Annotated in this window: 15 protein-coding genes; 10 read left to right on the forward strand and 5 right to left on the reverse strand. The window is 68.2% G+C overall.

The features are described 5' to 3' along the window. The first annotated feature begins 29 nt into the window (after window positions 1-29). Window positions 30-923 (forward strand): SPFH domain-containing protein, encoded by an 894-nt coding sequence (locus HMPREF1316_RS05960; protein WP_021726096.1) that lies wholly within the window; start codon window positions 30-32, stop codon window positions 921-923. Window positions 924-1019: 96 nt separating this feature from the next. On the opposite strand, the gene HMPREF1316_RS05965 is transcribed toward HMPREF1316_RS05960, so the two are convergent. The 3 genes from HMPREF1316_RS05965 to HMPREF1316_RS05975 all read right to left on the reverse strand — a co-directional run bounded on the left by HMPREF1316_RS05965 (window position 1020) and on the right by HMPREF1316_RS05975 (window position 3311). Further along, a complete protein-coding gene (locus HMPREF1316_RS05965) occupies window positions 1020-1814 on the reverse strand; it encodes a hypothetical protein (protein ID WP_040651630.1) in 795 nt (264 codons plus the stop codon). A 253-nt stretch (window positions 1815-2067) separates the two neighbouring features. Beyond that, complete coding sequence (locus HMPREF1316_RS05970) at window positions 2068-2640, reverse strand: RNA polymerase sigma factor (RefSeq protein ID WP_021726016.1); 573 nt, start codon at window positions 2638-2640, stop codon at window positions 2068-2070. 77 nt (window positions 2641-2717) lie between these two features. Beyond that, window positions 2718-3311 carry a thymidine kinase gene (locus HMPREF1316_RS05975; protein ID WP_021726083.1) on the reverse strand — a complete coding sequence of 198 codons (594 nt, stop codon included), beginning with the start codon at window positions 3309-3311 and terminating at the stop codon, window positions 2718-2720. A gap of 199 nt (window positions 3312-3510) precedes the next feature. Between HMPREF1316_RS05975 and HMPREF1316_RS05980 the strand changes: the two genes are divergently transcribed. The 5 genes from HMPREF1316_RS05980 (at window position 3511) to HMPREF1316_RS06000 (ending at window position 8683) form a co-directional block, all read left to right on the forward strand. Further along, the gene (locus tag HMPREF1316_RS05980; protein WP_040651632.1) at window positions 3511-4296 is read left to right on the forward strand and encodes a hypothetical protein; all 786 of its coding nucleotides are present in this window, start codon (window positions 3511-3513) and stop codon (window positions 4294-4296) included. Window positions 4297-4842: 546 nt separating this feature from the next. Beyond that, window positions 4843-5160: an Asp-tRNA(Asn)/Glu-tRNA(Gln) amidotransferase subunit GatC gene (gatC, locus tag HMPREF1316_RS05985; protein ID WP_021726262.1), complete on the forward strand. Its 318-nt coding sequence runs from the start codon at window positions 4843-4845 to the stop codon at window positions 5158-5160. Beyond that, window positions 5160-6674: an Asp-tRNA(Asn)/Glu-tRNA(Gln) amidotransferase subunit GatA gene (gene gatA, locus HMPREF1316_RS05990; protein WP_021726071.1), complete on the forward strand. Its 1515-nt coding sequence runs from the start codon at window positions 5160-5162 to the stop codon at window positions 6672-6674. Before gatC ends, gatA begins: the two co-directional genes overlap by 1 nt. After that, window positions 6671-8239: an Asp-tRNA(Asn)/Glu-tRNA(Gln) amidotransferase subunit GatB gene (gatB, locus tag HMPREF1316_RS05995; RefSeq protein ID WP_021726127.1), complete on the forward strand. Its 1569-nt coding sequence runs from the start codon at window positions 6671-6673 to the stop codon at window positions 8237-8239. The genes gatA and gatB overlap by 4 nt, the downstream gene beginning before the upstream one ends. 57 nt (window positions 8240-8296) lie before the next feature. Then, entirely contained in the window at window positions 8297-8683 is a 387-nt protein-coding gene (locus HMPREF1316_RS06000) for an arsenate reductase family protein (RefSeq protein ID WP_021726172.1), read from the forward strand. Here HMPREF1316_RS06000 and thpR read toward each other — a convergent pair. Continuing rightward, entirely contained in the window at window positions 8680-9285 is a 606-nt protein-coding gene (thpR, locus tag HMPREF1316_RS06005; protein ID WP_198009601.1) for an RNA 2',3'-cyclic phosphodiesterase, read from the reverse strand. The two genes, HMPREF1316_RS06000 and thpR, sit on opposite strands and share 4 nt — an antisense overlap. Before the next feature lie 186 nt (window positions 9286-9471). Between thpR and HMPREF1316_RS06010 the strand changes: the two genes are divergently transcribed. Then, window positions 9472-10791, forward strand: a complete 1320-nt coding sequence (locus tag HMPREF1316_RS06010; protein ID WP_021726102.1) for an Mbeg1-like protein — start codon at window positions 9472-9474, stop codon at window positions 10789-10791. Here the strand turns inward: HMPREF1316_RS06010 and HMPREF1316_RS06015 are convergent. Beyond that, the gene (locus tag HMPREF1316_RS06015; protein WP_040651695.1) at window positions 10707-11063 is read right to left on the reverse strand and encodes a phage holin family protein; all 357 of its coding nucleotides are present in this window, start codon (window positions 11061-11063) and stop codon (window positions 10707-10709) included. The genes HMPREF1316_RS06010 and HMPREF1316_RS06015 overlap by 85 nt on opposite strands. Before the next feature lie 141 nt (window positions 11064-11204). Here HMPREF1316_RS06015 and HMPREF1316_RS06020 point away from each other — a divergent pair, with 141 nt between their 5' ends. From HMPREF1316_RS06020 to HMPREF1316_RS06030, 3 genes are all read left to right on the forward strand, one after another. Next, window positions 11205-11522: a YerC/YecD family TrpR-related protein gene (locus HMPREF1316_RS06020; protein WP_021726196.1), complete on the forward strand. Its 318-nt coding sequence runs from the start codon at window positions 11205-11207 to the stop codon at window positions 11520-11522. Between the two features lie 65 nt (window positions 11523-11587). Beyond that, window positions 11588-14812 (forward strand): PD-(D/E)XK nuclease family protein, encoded by a 3225-nt coding sequence (locus tag HMPREF1316_RS06025; protein WP_021726169.1) that lies wholly within the window; start codon window positions 11588-11590, stop codon window positions 14810-14812. Next, complete coding sequence (locus tag HMPREF1316_RS06030; protein WP_021726026.1) at window positions 14809-18255, forward strand: UvrD-helicase domain-containing protein; 3447 nt, start codon at window positions 14809-14811, stop codon at window positions 18253-18255. Before HMPREF1316_RS06025 ends, HMPREF1316_RS06030 begins: the two co-directional genes overlap by 4 nt. Window positions 18256-18435: the final 180 nt, after the last annotated feature.

Here is an 18435-nt window from a genome sequence, read left to right on the forward strand (position 1 = left end):
CTGTTCCCGTACCCTTGGAGGTAGATGAGATGATCGCCACCATCGTTCTCGTCATCATCGTCCTGTTCGTGCTCGCCAACGGGCTCTTCGTGGTGCCCCAGCAGCACTGCGCCGCCATCGAGCGCCTGGGCAGGTTCAGCTCCATCCGCAGCGCCGGCCTCAACTTCAAGATCCCCTTCGTCGATCATGCGCGCCTCATCAGCATGATGACGCAGGACGAGCGCATGACCTTCGACGCCAAGACCAAGGACAACGTCACCATCGAGCTGGACGTCTCCATCCAGTTCCGCGTGGATGGCACGCCCGTGCAGGACATCATGCAGTCCGGCGTGTACCGCAGCATCTACACCCTCACCGACCCGGTGGGACAGATGAAGGACTACTTCGCCGACGCGCTGCGCTCCGAGATCCCCGCACGCACGCTCGAGGAGGTCTTCATCGAGAAGGAGGCCATCGCGAGCTCCATCGACCACTCCGTGGCCGACAAGATGCTGGCCTACGGCTACACCGTGGTGGCCACGCTCATCACGGCCATCCGCCTGCCCCAGGAGGTCCAGGAGTCGATGAATCGCATCGTCGCCTCCAAGAACAACCTCGAGAGCGCCACCAACGACGCCAACGCCGCCCGCCAGAAGACGGTCATCGCCGCCCAAGCCGAGGCGGAGGCCATGCGCGCCCGTGGCGAGGGCATCGCCAACCAGCGCACGGCCATCGCCGAGGGCATCAAGCAGTCGCTCGACACCATCCGCGACAGTGGCGTCTCGAGCCAGGAGGCCAACAGCCTCTTCATGTTCTCGCAGTGGACCGAGATGATGACGGACGTCAGCCACAACGGCGCCTCGACCATCGTGCTGCCGTCCGACTTCGACCAGACGACCTTCGCGCAGATGCTCACGGCCGAGCGGGCGAAGGGGCGGGGGTAGGACACAGGCTCCATACCGCACTGTGCCAGGAGGGCGAGGTTCGCATGATGATGTGAGCCTCGCCCTTCCTGCACCATAGCTGCCGTCGTTGGGGCGCTATGAGTCCAGCCGTGTGATGGTGTAGAGGCTGGGGTAGCCACCCGTCTCCTGCTCACGCTTCTCGGAGAGATCGTCACCACTGTCGTCCCAGTGGGCGAGGTCGAACTCGTTGCACGCCTCCAGGTAGGAGCCAAGGGAGCTCTCGAAGTCCTCTGTCGGGCGCACGGCATAGCGCTGCACCTGAGAGGCGCCATCCGTGAAGGTCGCCTCGACCTCGAGCGTCTCTTGGCTGAGCAGGTCGGCAAAGGAGCGAGCCAGGAAAAGTTCCACCTGTGCCCACGCCTCAAGCCAGCTACGTCGATGATCCTCTGTGTCCGGGGCCTCCTGGCTCGCCAGCGCCTGGTCGATCCGTTCGAGCTCCGCGCTTTGTGGGATGCATGCCACGATGGTGCGTGTCAGGTGTACGCCGTCCGCCTCCGAGAGACCGGGGCTCGCAGCGGCGTCATTGCCGACGGTAATGGATGTCCCTCTGGTGGAGGAATGCTCCGTCTCACTGCTGGAGAACTCCTCAAAGAAGATGCGAGGCGTGCAGGCGTCCTCGCTTATGCCAACATGGTCTCCGACGAGCGTGTAGGTGAGCGAGGCGATGCCCTGGGAGGTGCAGCTCAAGTCAAAGGATGCGGAATAGCTCCAGGAACCGTCGTCGCCCCCGCTCAGGGATCCCCTACGACCAAAGTCCCCAACTGCGAGCACGGTGCCAGGCGCCTCCTCGGTACCTTTGGCATAGGCGGTGAGGGTAAAGGGATCATGCGGTGCGGACGCACTACCATCTTCCTGCGTCTCCGTAGGCAAAAGCACTCCTCTGACTTTGGAGGCTCCTAGAACGGCGGCCGCTACCCCTGCTGCCACGGCGCCCCAGCGGATGACTCCCCGCCTGGTGACGAGGTGGAACGAGTGCGTCGTCGAAGCACGGTCATGCATCCCGTCACCAGAGACCTTGCTCATCACGTTTTCATATACCACCTTGGGCAGGTGAACCTCCTGCGCCAGGCTCCGTATGGCCTGCAGATCCTCATGGCTGTCTCGTGTCATGGTTGTCCTCCCTCTAGTGTTCGTTCTCGTCGAGCAGCACGCGCAGGCTCTTCCTCGCACGGGCCAGACGTGTGCGTACCGTGACGGGGCTGCAGCCCAACGCCCGAGCGATCTCCGTCGCGTCGTATCCTTCGATGTAGTACAGGACGGTGGTCATGCGCTGCTCATCGGGGAGCTTCGCAAGCGCCTTCCAGAGAGGATGGCGTTCCAAGGCCTGAAGGGCCTTGTCCTCGGTGGGGGAGAGGACGGCAGGGCCCTCACCCTTTTGGAGTGCCGTTTCCAAGGTCCCCTCATCGCTGCAGTAGCTCATGTTCCTGCTGTGCCATGTGCGCTTGAGCTCGTGACATCTGTTCATGGTGACACGCAGAAGCCAAGCCTTCACGTGCTCCGAGCTCTCAAAGTGCGTTTGACTCGTGAGCAACCGGAGGAACACGTCCTGCGCGATGTCCTGCGCGTCCTGGTGTGACCTCGTCTGGGACAGCGCGACCCGATAGATAGTGTCTCCCCAACATTCCATTGCACGTCGCATGAAGGCGGCAGAGTGCTGAGGGGTGCCGTGGGTACGTTCGTCTCTGGCACACGGCATCTCATCACCTCCCTGCCAACAATATGCAGAAGGGCCCTGTGATGTTCCCGAATGTTGGGAAAGCGTTGCCGACCGGCCTATGCGCCGTAGGCCATCCTTCCCGCGCGGATCTGATAGAAGCAGTCCGCGCAGACGGAGACGTACCTGATGTCGCTCTGGTCGTCGACCTCCACCTGCCTGTCGTCGAAGGTGGCACGCCCCCTCACGAGGCGCAGGTTCATCGTGGCCTTGCGCCCGCAACGGCAGATGGTGCGCATCTCGCGGATCTCGTCGGCAAGCTCCAGCAGGCGCGAGGCGCCCGGGAAGCCCCGTCCGGCGAAGTCGATCTTGAGGCCGTAGCACATGCAGGGGATGTGCAGCTCGTGGACGGCCTGGTGCAAGCGCTCCGCCTGACGAGGCGACATGAACTGTGCCTCGTCCATAAGGACGCAGCTCGACTCGGGCAGGGCGCGGCGCATCAGCCCATACGTGTCGCCGTGCGGCCCCATGAGCACGTCCGCCTTGCGCACGACGCCCAGGCGGCTCACCACGTTGGTGCTGCCCCTGGTGTCCGTGACGAGCTTCATGATGGTCACGTGCATTCCGCGCTCCTCGTAGTTGTGCGCAACCTGCAGGAGACTCGTGGACTTTCCGCAGTTCATGGCCCTATAGATGAAGTACAGCTTCGCCACCGTCGCCCTCCTGGCCCTCGTGCCTGAGGCGCATCGCACCGTGCCACCTTCGACGTGCGTTTGGTATGATAGCCGCGTTTGGGCGAGGGCGCCCTCGCGTGCGGATGACTGGAGCGAATTCCCATGGCCTCTTCTCTGTTTGCGGTTCGGATGCATAGCACGTCGCCCCTCACCACCAGCAGGGACGAGCGATAGCGTCATGGCACAGGGAACCCCTCGGAGGCGGAGCACGCACCCACGCACCGCATCGCGCAAGCCGGCCCCCCGGCCAACGGCGCGGCGGCCATCTGGCTCTGTACAGGGGACGTCCCGTCAAAAGCCAAGGCCGACGCCATCGAAGGCTGGCACCGCCCGCCGGCAGGCTGGCCCGGCCAAGAGGCGCACCATCGCCGCCCGTGCGCGGCGGCCTCGACAGGAGACGGCGCATCCCCGGCGCTCCGCAGGACACGGGTCGACGGATCGGGAGCGCGACGAGCGCTCCCATGACCACGCCACCCACCAGGGCTACGAAGGCTACGATGCGTATGGCGACGGTGGCTACGACTCTGATGCGTACGACGCCTATGCGGATCCTCGGGGGCGTGACTCCCTCCGTCTTGGGGAGCATCCCGTGCTCCTGCTGACCATCGTGCTCTATGCCGTGGTGTGGGTGCTCGCACTCGTACGGTTCTGGCAGCTCACGCCTGCGGGCGGGGTCCTGCGCTGGGCGCTCACGTACCTGTATGGGCTGATGACCGTCGCTGGCTTTTCCGCATCGGCCGCCATGGGGTCCCAGCATGTGTGGGGCCCGCGGCGCTGGCTCGTGGTCCCCTTGGCCGGCCTGCTCGAGATGGTGCTGGTCCTGTTCACGCTGGCGCTCTACCACGGCGTTGACATCGAGGTGGCCACCCTGCCGCTGTACTGGTACCTGCTGCTGGGCATGTTCGTCTCGTTGCTGGGCATGCTGGGGGGCCTCCTGCTGACGCACACGCGCAGGGAGGGCTAGGCGCCGTCGCGCGGGGTCGCCTTGCTGCGCGGGGTGGGCCTCCCGATGGGCGTGGCGCACGGCAGTGCGCGTTTGGGGCCCAAGTGCGTGGCCCTGTGGCCTGCGGGGCGCGAGAACCGTCCGGATTTTGGACGTATGCGGGGCGATTTCCCTCCATGGAGGCCCGAACCTTGCCGCCATACGTGCTGGAAGGACGCGATGTGGCGCCACCCAGCACGCACTTGGGCCCCAAACGCTCCTGCTCGAAGGTTTCGGGCGTGGGATGGGGCGTCCCCGTCCCTCATGGGCGACACGTGGTCCGTGCCGAGCGGGTGGTGGGACGGCCGGGAGGCGCGGTCGTGGGACACTACTGCCCACGGAACGAGGCGATGCGCTTCGCCTTATGTTGCGGTGCCGTCTCGGCTGGAACGAGACGTCGCGCTTCTGGGCGTCCTTGTCTAGAATGATCAGGGGCTCCCATTCCCGGGGTCCCGAAAGACGCCTTTCAGGGGAGGGGACGGCGATCGGGCCAGGGGCCTGCGTCGTCCCGCCCGTATCGGAGGAGACATGGCACTTTCCAAGGAGACGGTGGCCGGCATCGCCGACTACGCCCGCATTGCCCTCGATGACCAGGAGCTCGAGGAGATGACCGCCTACCTGAACGAGGCGGTCGGGATGCTCGGGCCCATCCGCACGTACGACCTGGACGGCGTGGAACCCACCTACCATCCCATCGGCGACCTCTCCAACGTGATGGGGGAGGACGTGGTGGACGATGCCGTTCGCGCGCTGCCGCTCGACGTGGCACTCGACAACGCCGGCTCCACGAGCGGCCGCTACTTCCGCGTGCCCTCCATCCTGGGTGATGGGGGAGGCGATCGCTGATGGCCAACCTCGATGCCCTTTCCGCCGCGCAGATCGCGGCCGGCGTCGCAGGGGGCGCCTTCTCGGCGACCGAGGTCGCCCAGGCCTCCCTCGATGCCATCGAGGCGCGCGATGGGGAGGTGCAGGCATTCCTGCAGGTGTCTGCCGACCTGGCCCTTTCCGTTGCCGCCACGACCGACGCCGCTCGCGCGGGGGGCAGGCCGCTCGGTCCGCTTGCCGGCGTCCCCGTCGCCTTCAAGGACAACATGCACCTTGTGGGCACGCGCACGACCTGCGCCTCCAGGATGCTCGAGCACTACGAGTCCACCTTCACGGCCACCTGCGTCCAGCGCATGCTCGATGCGGGCGCGACGCCCATGGGCAAGGTCAACATGGACGAGTTCGCCTTTGGCTCCTCCACCGAGTCGAGCGCCTTCCATCCCACGCGCAACCCCTGGGACACCGCGCGCGTCCCTGGTGGTTCCTCGGGTGGCTCCGCCGCTGCCGTGGCCGCCGGCGAGGTCACGGTCTCCCTCGGCTCCGACACGGGCGGCTCCATCCGCCAGCCGGCGAGCCTGTGCGGCGTGGTGGGCATGAAGCCCACCTACGGTGCCGTGAGCCGCTACGGCGTGGTGGCCTTTGGCTCCTCGCTCGACCAGGTGGGACCCCTCGGCCGTCGTGTGGAGGATGTGGCCCTGACCATGAATGCGCTCACCGGACCCGGTCGGGATCCGTTCGACTCCACGAGCCAGGACTGCCCCGTGGACTTCCTGGAACACCTCGATGACCCCATCGAGGGCCGTAGGATAGGCGTGGTGCCCGAGCTCCTGGATGTTGCCGGCCTCACGGACGAGGCCAGGGAGGCGGTCGTGCGGGCCCGCGCCATCCTGGAGGATCAGGGCGCCCGCATCGTCGAGGTGGAGCTCCCCAACATCGCCTCCTCCATTGCCGCCTACTACGTGATCGCCCCCTGCGAGGCGTTCAGCAACCTCGCGCGCTTCGATGGCGTGCGCTATGGCTACCAGGAGCCGGGCTGTCCCACGCTGGCCGAGCAGACGGCGCTCTCGCGCGCCCATGGCTTTGGCGAGGAGGCCAAGCGCCGTCAGATGCTGGGCGCCTACCTGCTCTCCAGCGGCGTCTATGACCAGTACTACTACCCGGCCCAGCAGGTGCGCACGCTCATCACGCAGGACTACGTGCGCGCCTACGAACAGTGTGACGTCATCCTCATGCCCACGTCCCCGCGAACGGCCTTCCGCTTCGGCGAGATCAGCGACCCCACGCAGATGTACGCGTCGGACATGTTCACGATCTCCAGCAACATCGCGGGCAACGGCGGCATCTCGGTTCCCCTGGGCCTGGGGTCCGCCTCGGGCCTGCCCGTCTCCGCGCAGCTGCAGGGGCCGGCCTTCAAGGACCGCTCGCTCCTCACGTTTGCGCGCGCCATCGAGCGGGGCGTGGACGCGGGCCTTGGGCTGGGTCAGGGCGCCCCCGTCGCACCGGGATGCGCCGGGAAGGGGGGTGAGCTCCGATGAGGAAGCTCCAGGACGTCCTTGAGGACTGGGAGGCCGTCATCGGCCTCGAGGTGCACACCGAACTCACCACGCTCGACACCAAGATGTTCTGCAACTGCCGCCTCTCCCACGATGACGAGCCCAACACCAACGTGTGCCCCGTCTGCCTGGGCATGCCGGGGGCGCTCCCCGTGCCCAACCGCAGGGCCGTCCAGGCCATCGTGATGGCGGGGCTGGCCACCAACTGCCAGATCCAGCGCCACTCCCTGTTCTACCGCAAGCACTACTTCTACCCCGACATGGCCAAGAACTTCCAGACCACGCAGGGGCCGGTCGCATTCTGCATGTATGGGCACCTGGACCTGGACGTGACGGGCGAGGGCGCCCGGGAGCGTCCCGACCACGTGATGACGGGCACCGACGTCGTGGCCGCCCACGACGCCGCCGCCCCCCTGACCGTGGACAAGGCGCCGGACGGCTCCTACACCGTGCCCATCCGCATCCTGCGCATCCACATGGAGGAGGACGCCGCCAAGATGGTCCACTCCGGTGGCGAGGAGGGGCGCATCACCGGCGCCTCCGAGTCGTTCATCGACTACAACCGCTGCGGCACGCCCCTCATCGAGCTCGTCACCGAGCCCGACCTGCGCACGCCCGAGGAGGCCCGCCTCTTCATGGAGAGGCTGCAACAGACCTTCCGTACGCTGGGCATCTCCGACTGCTCCCTGGAGTCGGGGTCCATGCGCTGCGACGGCAACATCTCCCTGCGTCGCCGGGGCACGAGCGCGTTGGGCACCAAGACCGAGATGAAGAACATCAACTCCTTCAAGGGCCTGCACGACGCCCTCGCGTACGAGATCTGCCGCCAGGCCGAGGTGCTCGAGGAGGGTGGCACCATCTATCAGGAGACGCGCCACTGGGAGCCCAGCAACAGGCGCACCGTGGTCATGCGCGTGAAGGAGACGGCGGATGACTACCGGCTGTTCCCCGACCCCGACCTGGCACCGTTCAACCTCACGGACGAGTTCATCAATGACGCTGCCGCCCGCATCCCCGAGCTGCCCGACGCCAAGCGCAATCGCTATGTGGCCAGCTTTGGCCTCAAGCGCGCCGATGCGGCCCAGATTGCGGGCGATCCTGCGGTCGCGACGCTCTTCGAGGAGGCGGCCGAGATGGCCGGCGAAGGGGTGGCGCCGACGGTGGCCAACGTGGTCGTTAACCTCCTGCCGGCATGTGGTGCCATCACGGCCGCGCAGACGGCAGGCATCGCTCGACTGCTGGCGGCCGATGCCATCACCTTTGCCCAGGCGCGCGATGTGCTCGATGCCGTGGACGGCACGGACGAGGATCCCGAGCGGGTCGTGGACGAGCGGGGCCTGCGGCAGTCCACGGACACCGGGACGCTCGAGCCCGTGGTGGATGCGGTGCTCGCCCGCTGCACCGAGCAGGTGAGGCAGTATCGCGACGGCAACAGGAAGGTCGTGGGCTACCTCGTGGGCCAGTGCATGAAGGCCTCCACGGCCGCCGGCGTCAAGGGCAACCCCAAGCTCTTCAACGAGCTGCTGACCGCCAGGCTGGAGGGCTAGAGGGGCGCCTCGACCCCCTCGAGTCACGTGCAGGCATCCCCGAAGGAAGGACTCCCCATGCCCCACGACAAGCTCCTCGTGCTGTGCCATCCCCGGTGCTCCACTTGCAAGAGGGCCCTCGTCTGGCTGGACGCCCACGGCATCGCCTACGCCTGTCGCGACATCTCCCGGGACAACCCCACGGCAGACGAGCTTGCCACCTGGCAGGCGGCGTCCGGCCTGCCGGTGCGCCGCCTCTTCAACACGAGCGGGAGGCTCTACCGCGAGCAGAACGTAAAGGCCCAGCTGGACGCCGGCATGAGCGATGAGGATGCCTTGGCGCTGCTCGCAACGGATGGCATGATGGTCAGGCGCCCGCTGGTGGTGGGCACGAGGGCTGACGGGACCCCGTTCGTGCTCGTGGGTTTCCGAGAGGCCCCGTGGTCAGAGGCGCTGCTGTCCTAGGGTCGTGCTCCCAGGGCAACCGTGTGGATGGGCGTGTAGGTAAGCGAGCCGCCTTCGGGATGGTGGCTCCACATGAGGATCACCTCGTCATGGTGCGTCGTGAAGGTCGCACGTTGGGCCGAGAGCCTCTGCTGGTCTGTGGTGGCACGCGCCCCACGTACGAGCGTCACGTGGGGCGTGAAGGTCTCGCTGCCAAAAGGCAGCCCGCGTGCGTCGAGTTCGCGAGCGATGTCGGCACGAAGGAGGGCAAGCTCCTGGGGAGCGTCGCCCACAGGGCCACACCAGACGATGGAGTCGCGGCGCCTCTCGAAGGTGTCGATGCGGCCAAGCGTGAGCTCGATGCCCTGCCGGGCATCCTCCACCTGGCGGTTCCAGGTCGCCACGGCCTGGTCGAGGGCCTCGCGCGCCGTCCGCTCCTGGCAGGCGTCGCAGGGACCGATGTAGCAGAGGGTGAGGTGAAGATTATCGCGACTGGTGGGCCTGCCCTTGGTCAGCTGTGCGAGGATCCGCTCCTGGCAGGCCATGAGCTCACCGCTCGCCTCGTCCGAGAAGCGCAGGGCCGCGAAGAGGCGCTTTGTCGATGGGCTTCCATCATCAGTCATGGGGTGCTCCCAGTGGACGACCATACGGCGAAATGCCGACTGCATGCCAGCCGATCACGTACCCTTCAAGGCTACCATACGCAGTACCGGCGCCGCAGGCACCCCCTGTCGCTCCCTCCTCGGACGGACGCGTCCCTTGGAGGTCGGGCGCATGCGGGTCGGGGTGCGCACGGACGGGAGGTCGGCATGGCAAACATCAATGACTACCTCACATGGCGTGGGGACCTCACCCTCGCGGAGCGTCCCTTCAACGACGTGGACAACCTCGTCTGCTCCGTCCTGTCCTATGTTGACTTCATGGGCATCGTTCCTCGGCCTGGCGCGGGCACCATCACGGTGGCCGAGGCATGTCGCATCCTGCTCGACAGGGCAGGGGATGACCTTGCGCCCTACGTGCACTCGTTTGCCAAGGTGGGCAGCGCCTACCTCAGGGCGCTGGGCTCATCGGCACGCTTTGGTGGCGCAGGTCTCCACGACTACGTGGACGTCATCGATCCCGACCGTTCGCTCCAGTTTGGTGCGCTCACCATGGACGTGGCGCCAGGGCTGTCGTTCGTCTCGTTCCGCGGCACCGATGGCACGCTCGTGGGGTGGCGCGAGGACTTCATGCTGTCCTTTCGGGTGACGGAGGCGCAGCGTCAGGCCACCCGCTACCTTGCGGCTGCCGCGCAGGCCGCCGTGGCACGCGACTCCCACCTGTACGTGGGCGGGCACTCCAAGGGAGGCAACCTCGCCTCGTTCGCGGCGGCATCGGTGCCGCCTGAGCTCTCCGACCGGCTCCTTGTCGTGTGGAGCAACGATGGCCCGGGCATGGATCCGGCCATCATGCCCCATGGCCCCTTCGCCCTGCTGGGCAACCGCCTTCGCCGCATACAGCCAGCCTACAGCGTCGTGGGGCAGCTCTTTGACCGGCCGGAGGAGCCCCGGCTCTATGTGCGCAGTGACGCCCGGGGCGCCCTGCAGCACGATCCCATGAGCTGGCAGGTGACGCCCGATGGGCTGTGCGTCGCCGAGGGATTGCTGCCCGAGTGCGTGCTGGTCGATAGGGTCTTCGCGAACTGGATTGGCGACATGCCCATGGAGCGGCGCATCGCCCTCACCGACCAGCTCTTCGACGCCCTGGGAGCGGGCGGGGCCACCACCTTCGACGAGATCATGTCCTCGCCGCGCGGTGCGCAGAAGGTGCTTGCCGCCATGGGGGAGATCGACCCCCTCACCAGGCGCGTCATCAACGACCTTGCGAGACAGGCGCTCTCTGCCACGACCGACACCGTCCGCGAGGCCGCGGGCACTGCCGCGTCGATCGCCATGACGGTGGCACACGACATGCCGGCCCGCGTGCTGGGCAAGGCGATGGGCGCCGTGCGCGAGGTGGCAGGCGAGCGCCTGGCGCGCACGGCCGACGCCACTCCGGAGACGGCTCAGTCCCCCAAGCCGCCAAGCAGGAGGGAGACGAGCGAAATCACGACGGCCGCCGCGAACGCCGAGCCGAACGATGCGATGTAGATGCCCGCATGGAAGAGGCCGCGCGAGAGGAAGCTCGCCAGCTCGAGCAGGAGGGCATTGACCACCACATAGAAGATGCCCAGCGTGACGATCGTAAGGGGAATCGAAAGTGCCTGCGCCAGCGGCTTGATCGTCACGTTGACGAGGGCGAGCACCAGGGCGAAGGCGAGGGGGCCGATGAAGCCGCCCCCCACGGTCTCAAAGCCAGGGACGAGTACGGCAGCCACGGCGACGGCGATGGTCGTCACGATCCAGCGGCCAAAAAAGCTCATCGAGGACATGGAAGCTCCCTTCGTGTGTGTTGTCACAACGATATACCTACCGGCTGTCGGATGGTCGCCCGATGCGCCCCATCGATCGCGCGCTCCATTACGCTAGAGTGTGGCTGACCATTCCGGGCGCAAGGAGCGGGCTTGCCAAAGCATCATCAAAGCAACAGGGAGAGGAACCTCGTCCGCCTGTGCCGCGCACTGTGCTCGCTGGACAGCGAGGGCGCGGCGCGCAGCCTGCTGAGCGACCTGTGCACCACGCGTGAGGTCGATGACCTCGCGCAGCGCCTCGAGGTCGCGACGCTGCTGGCGCGGGGCGCCTCCTACGCGAGCGTCTCGGGCGAGACGGGCGCCTCGTCCACGACGGTAAGCCGGGTGAACAAGTGCCTCCACGGCGGTTCGGGCGGCTATCGCCTGGTGCTGGAACGCCTGGGGGAGCGATCCGGCGAACGCGCCGGCTGATCGGTGTCGCCCGGTCGCGCTACCATGCCCATAGGATTCACGAGGGAGGCCGTGGTGGGGGAGTCATGTCGCTGTGCATAGTGAGGACGACCGACGAGCGTCTGGTGAGCGATGCCGTGGTGGCGACGCTCAAGGAGGCGCTTGCGACACAGGGGCGCGCCACCCTGCTGGTGCCGGACCTCACGACGCAGCTCGTCGCCGCGCGCGAGCTCTCCCGGCATGCGGGGCTGTCGCTGGGAGTCACCATAGCCACGCCCTCCGCGTGGGCCCGTGAGCGCTGGGAGGTGTGGGGGGACGGTTCCAGGGTCATCGAGGGTACCGCCCGTGCCATTCTTGTGGGCCAGGTGCTTGCGCAGGCAACCCCTGAGGAGCGGGGTGGCGTGGAGGCAAACCCCGGCACCGGGCATCTGATGCAGGACCTTGCGCGGCGGGCGCTCCCCTGGCTTCCCATGGGCGCGCGCGCCGCCACCCACACGGACGCCCTCGAGCGCTGCACCGAGGCGGAGCGGAGCGTCATTCGTCTGGTGGGCACCTATGCCACCCGCGCGCGCGAGCAGGGCCTCGTCGAGGAAGGTGAGGTCATGGCCAGCCTTCCCGACACGCTTGTACGGCAGGGCGTTGCGGTCCCCCCCATCGTGGCGGTGGGCATGGCCATGCTGCCGCGCGCAGAGCGCGAGCTCTTGGCCGGCCTTGCTCGGCTGACGGCCGTGCACCTGCAGGTGAGAGCCTACGGTTCCCAGGTGGATGCCGCTGGCGACACGGTCCTGGCCGACCTCGTGGCGTCGGCGCGCTCGCGGGGCGTGGAGGTGTCTGAGCGCAGGTGTGCCGCCGGGTGGCATCCTCGTCGTGCGGACGAGCTGACAGGCGTGCTGCGGTCGCTGTTCTCTGGCGGGGAGGGCGGTGTGGGGCCCACCGGTGCGGTCACGCTGCTCGAGGCGGCGGGCCCAACGGCGGAGGCCGAGCTCGTCGCGCGTCACTGTGCCGCGCTCGCCCGCGCGGGTGCCGCGCGGATCGCCGTGAGCGCGCCCGACACGGCGCGCGCCTGGCGGGAGCTGGCTCCCAAGCTCCAGGCGCGGGGCATCTCGGCGCGCGCTCGGCTTGTGCGGCCCTGTGGCCAGACGGAGGCGGGACGCGCGCTGACCGGATTCATGCGAGGCGTCGCCCGTCTCGCCGCGCTTGACGCCACATGGCCGGCGCCCGAGCGCGTGGAGGAGGGCACGCTCGTCCGCTTGGGCAGCATGGAGTGGTGGCCCCCCTCGAACCTCATCGACTTTCTGCTCTCGGGCGTCTCCCGCGTCCCCGTGGGCAGGGCGTACCGGCTCGACGCCTCGTGGCGCAGGGATCGCCTGCTCACGCCCGCCGATGTCCTTGGCCAGCTGCAGAACGGGAAGCTGACCTCCGCCACCGTCGCCCATGCCACACGCGAGCTGCTACGGGGCCGTGTGGGTTCCATGGCCTCCAAGCTGCTCGCACCCTGTGGCGCTGGCGACAGGGCCACGTCCGATGCGGCGGCGACGGTGCCCGACGGCCCGGGTGCCCTTGCGGAGGCCGAGGCGACGGGCGTCCTGACGGCCGTGCTGGATGTGGCCGGTACCCTCAGGGAGCTGGGCATCATGGCCGGTCCGGCGGCCGAGGGGGACGTCGGCCTCGAGACGCTCGTGGACGTCTGCTGCCGTGCGCTCGAGGCCCGGCCCCTTCGGGTCAGGCCGCAGGTCGTCGTGCCCGGCGCATCGTGCGTCGTGGATGTGATGGATGCCCCCGCGGCGGCGCGCCTTGACCCCGGCTCCGTCGACGCGCTCGTCTGCTGTGGCCAGACATCCGAGGAGGCTCCCGTCGGCACCGGGGACGACGTCCTGACGGCGCTCCTCGAGACGCTGGGCGTCGAACCGCCCCTGAGCCCCATGGACCTGTCGCGCGCCCGCTTTACCGCCACGCTCGCCGCACCCACGCGGCAGTTCGCGCTCGAGTTCGTCACAAATGACGCGGACGCCAGGCAGGCATACCCCTCCGTGATGCTCACCGAGCTGCTCGCCTGCTATGGGCAGGACGCCCGAGGGGCACTGCCTGTGGAGACCCGTGACGAGCTGGGCGCCGCGGAGAACGTCTCACCCTGCGGTGCGCCTGCGCCGCAGGGGGTGGAGCAGGTCGCCCCCGCCGGGCGGATCGATCCCTCCAAGCGGCCGTTCATCGTCGTGCCCCAGGAGGGGAGTCTCGTGGGGCTGGTCGATGGCAAGCCGCAGCTCTCCGCCTCGCAGCTCGAGTCGTACCTCGAGTGCCCCTACAAGTGGTTCAGCCTCCGTCGCCTGAGGCTGGGGACGGTCGATGCGGGCCTTGGCGCCCTGGAGATGGGCGTCTTTGCACATCGCGTGCTGGAGGTCACGCATCGTGCGCTGCTCGACGACGCCCTCGAGGCCCTTGCCGCGGCGGGCGAGCCCCTGCCCGATGTCGCCGCCCATCCGGAGCTCAGGGTGCCGGGATCGCGGGTGAGCGACCACGATGCCCTTATGCTCGGACGTGCCCGCGAGGTGCTGGACGAGGAGTTCGCGGCGCACCTGCGCCATCAGGGCATCCGTGAGGGAAAGCGCAAGCGCCCGCAGTCGTTTGTGCCGCATACGGCGCCTGAGGAGGGCATGCTCGCCACGCTGCACAAGGACCTCCTCTCGCTGCTCGACTACGAGTCCACGATCTTCGTGGGGTACGAGCCGCGCCACTTCGAGTGGGACTTCGGCCGAGGGAACGACCTTGTGGAATATGCGGGAGCCTACCTCAGCGGCACCATCGACCGCGTGGACGTGGATGCCCATGGCCAGGCGGTGGTGATCGACTACAAGCACAAGAGCCCTGCCACGTTCGGGGACGAGTACGCCGCCTTTCCCAAGGAGGGCCCCGCAAAGGATGGCACGCTCGAGCTTCCCCGCAGGGTGCAGTCGCTCATCTATGGCCAGGTCGTGCGTCGCCGTCATTCCGACCTCAAGGTGGTGGGTACCGTCTATCTGGCCACCAGGGGGGACCATGCGATCGCGGGGGCCGTGCGCGAGGATGCGTGCGAGAGGGTCTTTGGCCCCCACCTGCCCGGAGCCAAGGCGCTTGCGCGTATGGCGGTGCCGGAGGGGGCGACCTTCCGGGCGGGGGAGGCCCGGGGCATGGATGGCCTGCTTGACGCCACCGAGGAGCTCATCGGGGCAAAGGTGCAGGAGCTGCTCGAGGGAAGGATCGAGGCGCGGCCCAGGGACCGGTATGCCTGCGAGTACTGTCCGGTGATGAACTGCGAGAGGAGGCTGAGCTCATGAGTGGCCTTGACCTCTCGGGCCTCAACGATGGCCAACGGTCCATCGTCACCACGCTGGACGAGCCTCTCTTCGTCGAGGCGGGTGCCGGTTCGGGCAAGACGTTCACGCTCACGCAGCGCATAGCGTGGGCGCTCTCGGAGGGGTCCGGGCCAGACGGCAGGCCCTTCCTGGACGATCTCTCGCAGGTGCTCGTCATCACGTTCACGCGTGCCGCTGCGCGTGAGATCAGGGAGCGCGTACGCTCCAGCCTGCGTGCGTTGGGCCTGCGGGAGGCGGCCCTCTCGGTGGACTCCGCCTGGATCAGCACCATTCATGGCATGTGCTCGCGCATCCTCAAGCGCCATGCGCTCGACCTGGGGCTCGACCCCGGCTTCTCCATGGCGTCCACGACCGCGGCGGACGAGCTGCGCCGTCGGGCGCTCTGGGACGTGGTGGGCGAGGCCCATCGCGGCGCCAACGAGAGCGCGGCGCTGGCAGCCGCCTTCGACCAGTTCGACTTCGGCGTACAGGGGCCACGCGGCGACTCCGGCGTCCTCGGCATGGTGGACGACATCATGCAGGCGGCTCGGAGGTGTGGCTACGATGCGCTGACGGTGCCGCCCGCCGCCGATGTCGACGAGCTCATGGGCTCCCTCCGTGCGAGCTATGGGACCCTGGTGGCCGACGGGCTCACGGACAAGGCCCGCGCGGTCATAGGGCCCTCCCTTGAGGCCTTGGACGCCTTCGCCCGGCTGCCGCCCGGCAGGCGCACGGCAGAGGAGGCACGCCGCGTTCTCGAGCGGGTGAGCATGCCCAAGGGTCGGCCCACCTGCATCAAGGAGGCCCTGTCCGCCGCCAGGGCCGACCTCGCCCGCGCCAGGCTCGAGCTCGCGCTGATGGACATGCGTCCTGTCGCCAAGGAGCTCATCGGGCTTGCCCGTGCGGCGGACGAGCGCTATGCGCAGGCCAAGCGCGAGGCCTCGCTGCTTGATGACGATGACCTCGTCACCCTGGCCCTGCGCGCGGTGACGTCGTCTCCCGAGGTGGCGCGAGACTATGAGGGCCGCTTCCACCTCGTGATGGTGGACGAGTTCCAGGACACCGACGCCCAGCAGCTTGAGCTCATAACCATGCTTGCGGGGAAGGGCGCCCGGCACCTCGCCACCGTGGGCGATGCCCAGCAGTCCATCTACCGCTTCCGTGGGGCGGACGTGAGTGTGTTCAGGGGTCGTGGGGAGGCGCTGCCTTCCCGCGAGCACATACGCCTTTCGACCAACTATCGCAGCCATGCGGATGTGCTCTCGTTTGTCGACAGGGTCTGTGGGGGAGCCCGAGGCCTGCTGGGGGGCTTCATGCACCTCGATGCCGATCCCGGGCGTCCGGATGGGTATCGCTGCCCGGACATTCCGCGCGTGAGCATCGAGATTGCGAGTGGTACCGCCGCGCTGGCCGACCGGCGTCGTGTGCTTGCCCTGGGCATCGCCGATCGTCTCGCGCGCTACCGGCAGGTAGGCGAGCGGCCGGGGGACATGGCGCTCCTCCTGGGTACCACATCGCATGCCGAGCTCTACATAGACGCCATTCGGGCGCGTGGCCTCGAGTGCATCGTCACGGGGGGCTCGACGTTCACGGATGCCCCTGAGGTCAGGGTGGTCGCGGCGCTCCTGCATGCCCTGGCGAACCCGCGGGATACCCAGACGGGTCTGTTCCCGCTGCTGTCCTCGGAGATGTTCGAGCTCGACGCCAACGACTTCGTGCAGCTGGGCACGCGCCCGCAGGCCGTTCTTGACGCACCGACCAAGCGACCCATCGACGTCGGCCTGCGTGACATGGTCTTCTTCCATGGGGACAGGCCCTCCAGGCGCCTCTCCCGCGCCCACGAGGTGCTCTGCGAGGCGTGCCGACTCCTCTCCGCGCTGCCGGTCGCGGACGTGTGCCTGCGGGTCATCCGCGGGTCGGGATGGCTCTCCCGCCTGGAGCGGGCGGGTGCGGCGGGGAGGTCGCGCGAGGCGAACGTGCTCGCGGCCGTCCGCTACGTGCGCGAGCTCACGGAAGACCTTGGCCTGGGGCCGGCACGGGCGGCTCTGGAGTTTGACCGCTGGCTCGCGCTGGCAAAGGTCCCCCCGGCGTCGCTTTCGGGCGGGGAGACCACGGCCGTGCGCGTCATGACCATCCATGCCTCCAAGGGCCTCGAGTTCCCCATCGTGGCCGTGGCGGAGTGCTGGGACAATCCTAGGATGCGCTCGCGCGTCATGATGGACGGCCCAGGCGATGTGGGCACGTGTCCCATGGTGCTCATGCCCAAGGGCATGCCTCGGCAGTCCGCGGCGTCTGCCTGCGATGACCCCCGCACGTTGGGGGAGTGGTTCTCCTGCCTGCGGGGGCGCTCGAGGGACGAGGAGGAGGCGGAGAGGACACGCCTGCTGTACGTCGCGCTCACGAGGGCTCGTGAGGCTCTGATCGTGGGCGTCTACTGCAACGTCACCAAGAGGGGACTGGCACCCACGCTGGCGGGGGGCCTCCTGGACGCCCTCTATGGAGGCGCGCTGCCTGGGGTGGGACGGTCCTCCCTCGACTTTGGGGGAAAGGCCGCGGCGTCCGTGCGCCGCGTCGAGGTCACGAAGGCGACCGGTGGTCCCGTGGTCGATTCCGCCGGTACGCTGTCCCTGCCGGAGGGGGGGATGTCGGGCACGGAATGCTCCGCGAACGATGTGCCCGAGGCGCGCGCCTTCACGTTCTTTGGGGTCGAGCCCGATGCCGCCCTGCCCGCAACGACCCTGTGGACGCCGCGTGAGGGGGTGTTCAGCTACTCCTCGGCCCATGCGCTCATGGACGACGGTGCGCCCGCCCCCTCCGTGTGGGTGGGGCGCGCGGCCCAGGACGAGGGCGCGCCCGCGCCGGACGATGCGGACAAGGCCACCAACCTGGGCTCCGCCTTCCACGAACTCGCGCAGTCGCTTGTGGAGTGTGGGGCGGACGTCCCCTGCGCGGAGCGTGTCGCCGCGAACAAGCGCCTCTGGCACCTCTCCGAGCGTGCGGGGGCGCGCCTGGATGCGGCCCTTGCCCGTTGGTGTGCCTCCTCGCTGCGACGCGAGGTGCGCCGCCACGGCCTCGTGCGTGCCGAGGTGCCGTTCTTCCTGGCCGTTGACTCCTCGTTCGGCGATTATGTGGAGGGGGCCATCGACCTTCTGGCCACCGACCCCGACGCCCCCGATGCGCTCGTGGTGGACTACAAGACGGGCGATCGCGCTCTCACGCTCGCAGAGATCGAGGCGCGCCATCGCATGCAGGCCAACTTCTATGCCTACGTGCTCATGCAGTGCGGCATGGAGCGCGTGACGTGCGCCTTCTGCTGCGTCGAGCTCGATGCGGGCGAGCTGGGGGGCACTCCCGGCGAGCCGGTGGTCGTGCGCTATGCGTTCGATGGAAAGCACCAGCCGAGGATCGGGCAGACCGGCGGCTAGCCACGGAGTGGGGCCTCCTGCCCGTGCGCTCGCATCCGCGGCGGTCGGCCCGGCACGAGATGGACGTCGTATGGGAACGTGCGTTCCTCGAAATGCGGTTTAGCTGGGGATATCTGTGAATCCGCAGCTATGCGTGGGGCGATGCCGGCAGATTCGGTCGGGGCGTTCGGCTATCATCTG

The organism is Olsenella profusa F0195 (assembly GCF_000468755.1).
In the GTDB taxonomy this organism is placed as follows: domain Bacteria; phylum Actinomycetota; class Coriobacteriia; order Coriobacteriales; family Atopobiaceae; genus Olsenella_F; species Olsenella_F profusa.

Excerpts from the sequence above, each read along its gene's own strand:
- HMPREF1316_RS05960 (WP_021726096.1), top strand. The coding sequence starts at position 30 with ATGATCGCCACCATCGTTCTCGTCATCATCGTCCTGTTCGTGCTCGCC.
- HMPREF1316_RS05970 (WP_021726016.1), bottom strand. The coding sequence starts at position 2,640 with ATGCCGTGTGCCAGAGACGAACGTACCCACGGCACCCCTCAGCACTCT.
- HMPREF1316_RS05980 (WP_040651632.1), top strand. The coding sequence starts at position 3,511 with ATGGCACAGGGAACCCCTCGGAGGCGGAGCACGCACCCACGCACCGCA.
- gatC (WP_021726262.1), top strand. The coding sequence starts at position 4,843 with ATGGCACTTTCCAAGGAGACGGTGGCCGGCATCGCCGACTACGCCCGC.
- gatA (WP_021726071.1), top strand. The coding sequence starts at position 5,160 with ATGGCCAACCTCGATGCCCTTTCCGCCGCGCAGATCGCGGCCGGCGTC.
- gatB (WP_021726127.1), top strand. The coding sequence starts at position 6,671 with ATGAGGAAGCTCCAGGACGTCCTTGAGGACTGGGAGGCCGTCATCGGC.
- HMPREF1316_RS06000 (WP_021726172.1), top strand. The coding sequence starts at position 8,297 with ATGCCCCACGACAAGCTCCTCGTGCTGTGCCATCCCCGGTGCTCCACT.
- thpR (WP_198009601.1), bottom strand. The coding sequence starts at position 9,285 with ATGACTGATGATGGAAGCCCATCGACAAAGCGCCTCTTCGCGGCCCTG.
- HMPREF1316_RS06010 (WP_021726102.1), top strand. The coding sequence starts at position 9,472 with ATGGCAAACATCAATGACTACCTCACATGGCGTGGGGACCTCACCCTC.
- HMPREF1316_RS06015 (WP_040651695.1), bottom strand. The coding sequence starts at position 11,063 with ATGAGCTTTTTTGGCCGCTGGATCGTGACGACCATCGCCGTCGCCGTG.
- HMPREF1316_RS06025 (WP_021726169.1), top strand. The coding sequence starts at position 11,588 with ATGTCGCTGTGCATAGTGAGGACGACCGACGAGCGTCTGGTGAGCGAT.
- HMPREF1316_RS06030 (WP_021726026.1), top strand. The coding sequence starts at position 14,809 with ATGAGTGGCCTTGACCTCTCGGGCCTCAACGATGGCCAACGGTCCATC.